Annotated in this window: 9 protein-coding genes and 1 pseudogene; 8 read left to right on the top strand and 2 right to left on the bottom strand. The window is 69.8% G+C overall.

The genetic code is table 11. The annotated features are described in order from the left end of the window. The 5 genes and pseudogenes from AB8Z36_RS27130 to AB8Z36_RS27110 all read left to right on the top strand — a co-directional run. Nucleotides 1-273, top strand: a pseudogene (locus AB8Z36_RS27130) (hypothetical protein); the annotation flags it as partial. Nucleotides 274-417: 144 nt separating this feature from the next. Further along, nucleotides 418-1,170 carry an LmeA family phospholipid-binding protein gene (locus AB8Z36_RS27125; RefSeq protein ID WP_369216005.1) on the top strand — a complete coding sequence of 251 codons (753 nt, stop codon included), beginning with the start codon at nt 418-420 and terminating at the stop codon, nt 1,168-1,170. A gap of 230 nt (nt 1,171-1,400) precedes the next feature. Next, on the top strand, nt 1,401-1,481 hold the full coding sequence (locus tag AB8Z36_RS27120; RefSeq protein WP_350310325.1) for a putative leader peptide: 81 nt from the start codon (nt 1,401-1,403) through the stop codon (nt 1,479-1,481). A gap of 155 nt (nt 1,482-1,636) precedes the next feature. Beyond that, nucleotides 1,637-2,482: a sulfurtransferase gene (locus tag AB8Z36_RS27115; protein WP_369216004.1), complete on the top strand. Its 846-nt coding sequence runs from the start codon at nt 1,637-1,639 to the stop codon at nt 2,480-2,482. Between the two features lie 41 nt (nt 2,483-2,523). Beyond that, nucleotides 2,524-2,811: a DUF1416 domain-containing protein gene (locus tag AB8Z36_RS27110; RefSeq protein WP_030784848.1), complete on the top strand. Its 288-nt coding sequence runs from the start codon at nt 2,524-2,526 to the stop codon at nt 2,809-2,811. A 131-nt stretch (nt 2,812-2,942) separates the two neighbouring features. On the opposite strand, the gene AB8Z36_RS27105 is transcribed toward AB8Z36_RS27110, so the two are convergent. Beyond that, nucleotides 2,943-3,200, bottom strand: coding sequence for a DUF3099 domain-containing protein (locus tag AB8Z36_RS27105; RefSeq protein WP_369216003.1), 258 nt, complete (start codon nt 3,198-3,200; stop codon nt 2,943-2,945). A gap of 25 nt (nt 3,201-3,225) precedes the next feature. Continuing rightward, complete coding sequence (locus AB8Z36_RS27100) at nt 3,226-3,588, bottom strand: DsrE family protein (protein ID WP_369216002.1); 363 nt, start codon at nt 3,586-3,588, stop codon at nt 3,226-3,228. A gap of 236 nt (nt 3,589-3,824) precedes the next feature. Here AB8Z36_RS27100 and AB8Z36_RS27095 point away from each other — a divergent pair, with 236 nt between their 5' ends. The 3 genes from AB8Z36_RS27095 to ygfZ form a co-directional block, all read left to right on the top strand. After that, the gene (locus tag AB8Z36_RS27095) at nt 3,825-4,397 is read left to right on the top strand and encodes an FABP family protein (RefSeq protein ID WP_369216001.1); all 573 of its coding nucleotides are present in this window, start codon (nt 3,825-3,827) and stop codon (nt 4,395-4,397) included. Between the two features lie 29 nt (nt 4,398-4,426). Further along, a complete protein-coding gene (locus AB8Z36_RS27090) occupies nt 4,427-4,852 on the top strand; it encodes a Fur family transcriptional regulator (protein WP_369216000.1) in 426 nt (141 codons plus the stop codon). Nucleotides 4,853-4,886: 34 nt separating this feature from the next. Next, the coding region (ygfZ, locus tag AB8Z36_RS27085) for a CAF17-like 4Fe-4S cluster assembly/insertion protein YgfZ (RefSeq protein ID WP_369215999.1) at nt 4,887-5,811 on the top strand (925 nt) is incomplete at its 3' end.

Genomic DNA, 5,811 nt, shown 5'->3' with positions numbered 1-5,811 from the left:
ATCCTGGCCCGCGCGCTGCCCCTGCCCACGCCCGCCTCCGTCGTCGTCGCGCTGCTCGCGGCGGCCGGCAGCGGGATCGCCGTCGGCGGCATGACGGACCTCGGCGGCGAGGGCGTGCCGCTCGCGCTCGGCGCGGGCGTCTGCGCGCTGATCGGACACCGTGTGGCGAGCTACGACTATCCGTCCAGGTTCGTGCACATGACGGCGGGCGTCGCCCTGCCCCTCGCGGCGGCCGCCCCCGCCGTCTACGTCCTCGGCCGCGCCTTCGGCTGAGTCCGTGGGCGCCCGCTCACACCTCGTACGCGATCGTCACAGCTGATCGACAGGTCCCCGGCCGGGCCAGGGCGCCGGGGACCCGTCCTCTAGGCTCGCGGCAAGGACAGATGAGGCGGGGGACAACGTGGGGGAACTCCGGACATGAGCAAGCGCGCGATACGCATACTCCTGGTCGTCGTGGTCATCCTGGGCGGTCTCTTCGTGGCGGCCGACCGGCTCGCCGTGAACTTCGCCGAGGACGAGGCGGCCGAGAAGCTGCGCTCGAACGAGGGGCTCAGCGAGGCGCCCGACGTCTCCATCAAGGGCTTCCCTTTCCTGACCCAGGTCGCGGGCGGGGAGCTGGACGACGTCGAGGTCGGCATCAAGGACTACGACGCCAAGTCCGGCGCCGACTCCATCCGCATCGCCGACCTGACGGCCCACATGAAGGGCGTGAAGTTCTCCGGCGACTACAGCTCGGCCACCGCCGCGACCGCCTCGGGCACGGCCCGCGTCTCGTACGACGAGCTGCTCAAGGCGGGCAAGTCCGAGCCCGTCGACCTGCCGCTCGGCGCCAAGGGCGAGGTCGTCGGCCTCTCGGACGGCGGCAACGGCAAGATCAAGCTGGAGATCGAGGTCAGCAAGGGCGGCGCGAAGCTGCCCAAGCCCGTGTACGTGCTGAGCTCGGTCCGTGTCGAGGGCGACAACATCAAGGTCCACGCGGACGAGATCCCGAAGAAGATCGACGTCCTGGGCGTCTCCATCCCGCTGCCCGAGGCCATGGCCCGCGACGTCACCGACTTCGAGCAGAAGATCGACGACCTGCCCGCCGGGATCAAGCTGGAGAAGGTCGAGGCGGCGCCGGACGGCGTCGACATGACCGTGACGGGCGAGAACGTCAGCCTGACGGGCTGAACCAGCGCCGAGGGCCGGGCCCGTAAGGGGTCCCGAGCCCGCCCCCGGACGCCGTCGTCCGCAGTGCGAGACGGACCCGTCCGGCGGACGGATGTGACCGGGGCGGCAGGGAGCCCGGAGCCCTCCCGGGGCGGCTCCGGGCTTCAACCATTCCCACATCGTGGACGATCGTGTCTCAGTATGCGGAGCGCCGGTGACACACCCGCCTCCGCGTCCCTACGATCGTCACCATGAAGCGACAGGCGGACCTCACGAAGCGGCGGGCAGTAGACCTGTGCCGCGTCGCCGCCATGCTCTGTCGCACCTTCTGACGGAGGCTCCGCCCCCCGTTTCCCTAAAGGCCCGTCGACGCTTTTCGGCAGGGCCGCCCCCGTGCCGTGTACGCCGCGCCTCCCCGCGCGTCGGAGCCGTACCCGCACGCCCCTCGCAACGCCGTACCGCCGTAACTGCCCCGGAGGAGAAAAGCATGAGCCGCAGCGACGTCCTGGTAGACGCCGACTGGGTCGAGGCCCACATCGAGGACCCGAAGGTCGTCATCGTCGAGGTGGACGAGGACACTGCCGCGTACGACAAGAACCACATCAAGAACGCGATCCGGATCGACTGGACCACCGACCTCCAGGACCCGGTCCGCCGTGACTTCATCGACCAGGAGGGCTTCGAGAAGCTCCTCTCGGCCAAGGGCATCGCCAACGACTCCACCGTCGTGCTCTACGGCGGCAACAACAACTGGTTCGCCTCGTACGCCTTCTGGTACTTCAAGCTCTACGGCCACCAGGACGTGAAGCTCCTCGACGGCGGCCGCAAGAAGTGGGAGCTCGACTCCCGCGACCTGGTCGACGGCGCCGAGGTTCCCAGCCGCCCCGCCACCGAGTACAAGGCCAAGCCGCAGGACACCTCGATCCGTGCCTTCCGCGACGACGTCGTGGCGGCCATCGGCGCGCAGAACCTGGTCGACGTGCGTTCGCCCGACGAGTTCAGCGGCAAGCTGCTCGCCCCCGCGCACCTCCCGCAGGAGCAGTCGCAGCGCCCCGGCCACGTGCCGAGCGCCCGCAACATCCCGTGGTCGAAGAACGCCAACGACGACGGCACCTTCAAGTCCGACGAGGAGCTCAAGGCCCTCTACGAGGACGAGCAGGTGGACCTCGCCAAGGACACCATCGCCTACTGCCGCATCGGTGAGCGTTCGGCCCTGACCTGGTTCGTCCTGCACGAGCTGCTCGGCCAGACCAACGTCAAGAACTACGACGGTTCCTGGACCGAGTACGGCTCGCTGGTCGGCGTGCCGATCGAGCTCGGCGCCAACAAGTAACCCGCCCGACCTTCCTTCCCCCCGGTTTTCTAGGAGTACGCATGTGTGGAGCAAAGGCCGGCGGCCCCGACGCTTCGACGATCAAGCCCGGTGAGACCACGATCCAGGGCCAGGTGACCCGCGACGGCGAGCCCGTCACCGGTTACGTGCGCCTGCTCGACTCGACCGGCGAGTTCACCGCCGAGGTGCCCACCTCGGCCACCGGACAGTTCCGCTTCTACGCCGCCGAGGGCACGTGGACCGTCCGGGCGCTGATCCCGGGCGGCACCGCCGACCGCACGGTCGTCGCCCAGACGGGCGGCCTCGCGGAGGTGGCGATCGCGGTCTGATCCGCGCCGCACCATCGATCGGCCAAGGGCCGCACCCCAGGGGGTTGGACGCCACTGGACGGGGTGCGGCCCTTCGGCTTCTCGTGAGCGGGCCTCTCGTGAGCGGGGCCGAACCCCGGCACGGGCGGCGGCTAGCGCTTGTGCCTGCCGTCCAGCTCGTCCCACCACTCGTCGGACTTCGCATCGCCCGAGGGGTCGTCCCACCAGCGGTCCTCGGGGCCGCGCCGGTTGGCCGTCATGGCGGCAAGCGGCGGGATGACCATCGCCACGACGCACATCCCGACGGCGACCGGCACCGACCACAGGCGCACCACGCCCCACGCCAGGACGAACAGGGCGATACACGTCCCCATCATGGCGAAGTACACATGGCGCCTGCGCGCGTACATACCCCCAGCGTACGACCGTGCGGCCTCAGTAGACGAGCGCCTGGACCCCGTCCGTCATGGCCTCCTGCACGAACACCTGCGCCCCCGCGATCCGCACGCCCGCGATGACGTCCTTCTCCGTGATGTCGCGCCGGGCGGCGCACTGCGTGCAGAGCGTGATGCGGCCCGCGGCGATCACCGAGTCGATCAGGTCGGGCAGCGGCGCGGCCTGCGGAAGCTCGAATTCCGCCGCGCGCCCCGGCAGCGCGAACCACGACGACTCGCCGGTCAGCCAGAGCGAGACCTCCACCCCGCTGGCCACGGCCACGGCAGCCACCGTGAAGGCCTGCGAGCAGCGCTCGGGGGCATCGGCCCCCGCGGTCACCTTGATCACGAGCTTCTTCGCCATGGCCGCATCGTAAGGCCCCTCGCCAAGAGGTACGGGCGCCGCCCGACTACAGTGGGACCGGCTCTGATACCTGCCCCGACCGCTCACCGAGGAGCACCCCGTGCTTGAGGCCTTCTTCTCCGCCCTGCTGGTTCTTGTCTGCGTCGGCGTTCTCGCCTTCGCCGGGCTCACCGTGAAGAAGCTGTACCAGGGCCAGCGCTGACAACCTCCGCCTCCACAGATCGCCTGAGCATCCCATGATCGAGATTCCGTCCGACCTGAACCCCGACCTCGTCCCCCTCGCCTGGCTCCTCGGCAGCTGGGCGGGCGCGGGCGTCACCGACTTCCCCGGCGCCGAGAAGGCGAACTTCGGCCAGGAGGTCTCCTTCACGCACGACGGGCGGGACTTCCTCGAGTACCGCTCGTACAGCTGGATCCTCGACTCCGAGGGCAACAAGGTGAAGCCGCTGGAGACCGAGTCCGGCTTCTGGCGCATCGATAAGGACCGCAAGGTCGAGGTCGTGATGGTCCGCGACGACGGCGTCGTCGAGGTCTGGTACGGCGAGCTCGCCGACAAGAAGCCGCAGATCGACCTGGCCACGGACGCCGTGGCCCGCACCGCCGCCTCCGGCCCCTACACCGGCGGCAAGCGGCTCTACGGCTATGTGAAGGGCGACCTGATGTGGGTCGGCGAGAAGCAGACCCCCGAGGTTCCGCTGCGGCCGTACATGTCCGCCCAGCTCAAGAAGGTCGTCACGCCCGAGGAGGTCGCCGACATGGCGCGCAACCTCGGCGATCTGCCCGACGACGGCATCGCTTTCTTCAAGTAGAACCGCCGACAGGCCCTAAACTTTAGAGTGTGGCGAGCACCGATTCCGACTGGAAGAGCGACCTGCGGCAGCGCGGCTACCGGCTGACGCCGCAGCGCCAGCTCGTCCTCGAAGCCGTCGACACCCTTGAGCACGCGACCCCCGACGACATCCTCTGCGAAGTGCGCAAGACGGCGTCGGGGGTCAACATCTCCACGGTCTACCGCACCCTTGAGCTCCTGGAGGAGCTCAAGCTGGTCTCCCACGCCCATCTCGGGCACGGCGCGCCCACGTACCACCTCGCGGACCGCCACCACCACATCCACCTGGTCTGCCGGGACTGCACGGGCGTCATCGAGGCGGACACCTCGATCGCCGCGGAGTTCACCGCCAAGCTGCGCGAGACCTTCGGCTTCGACACCGATCTGAAGCACTTCGCGATCTTCGGGCAGTGCGAGAAGTGCCGGCAGAAATAAAAGCCGGGGCCCGCTGGTCGTAGTCTTTGTGAACATGAAGAGCCCCCTGTTGTCCCTGCCCGGCGCCGTCCCCGCCGAGGGCGTGGACGAAGGCGTCGCCGCCCACTACGGCGAGCTGTTCCGTGAGCAGCGTGCCCTCGCCGACGGCACCGGCTTCGTCGACCTCTCGCACCGCGGTGTGCTCACCGTCACCGGCTCCGACCGGCTGAGCTGGCTGCACCTGCTGCTCACCCAGCACGTCAGCGAGCTCCCCGCGGGCCGGGCGACCGAGGCGCTGATCCTCTCCGCCAACGGGCACATCGAGCACGCCCTGTATCTCGTCGACGACGGCGAGACCATCTGGGCGCATGTCGAGCCCGGCACCCAGGAGGCCCTTCTGGCGTACCTGGAGAGCATGAAGTTCTTCTACCGCGTGGAAGTGGCCGACAGAACGGACGACTTCGCCGTCGTCCACCTGCCCGCGGGCTCGATCGCCGCCGTCCCCGACGGCGTCGTCGTACGGGAGACCCCGCACGGCCGCGACCTGTTCCTGCCGCGCCCGGACCTGGCGGCGTACGCCGCGGAGAACGGCCCGGCCGCCGGTCTCCTGGCGTACGAGGCGCTGCGCGTGGAGGCGCACAGGCCGCGCCTCGGCTTCGAGACCGACCACCGCACCATCCCGCACGAGCTGGGCTGGATCGGCACCGCCGTGCACCTCCAGAAGGGCTGCTACCGCGGCCAGGAGACGGTGGCCCGCGTCCACAACCTGGGGAAGCCGCCGCGCCGCCTGGTCTTCCTGCACCTGGACGGCAGCGAGGTCCACCTGCCCCCGGCCGGGACGCCGGTCCACCTCGCGAGCGAGGGCGCCGAGGGCCGCAAGCTGGGCTTCGTCACGACCTCCGTACGCCACCACGAGCTGGGGCCGATCGCCCTCGCGCTGGTCAAGCGCAATGTGCCGGTGGACGCGGAGCTCGTCGCGG

The sequence above is a fragment of the Streptomyces flavofungini genome (assembly GCF_041028215.1).
GTDB lineage: Bacteria > Actinomycetota > Actinomycetes > Streptomycetales > Streptomycetaceae > Streptomyces > Streptomyces flavofungini_B.
Note: the sequence above shows the minus strand (reverse complement) of the source record. Positions and strands in the feature narration are given on the sequence as shown.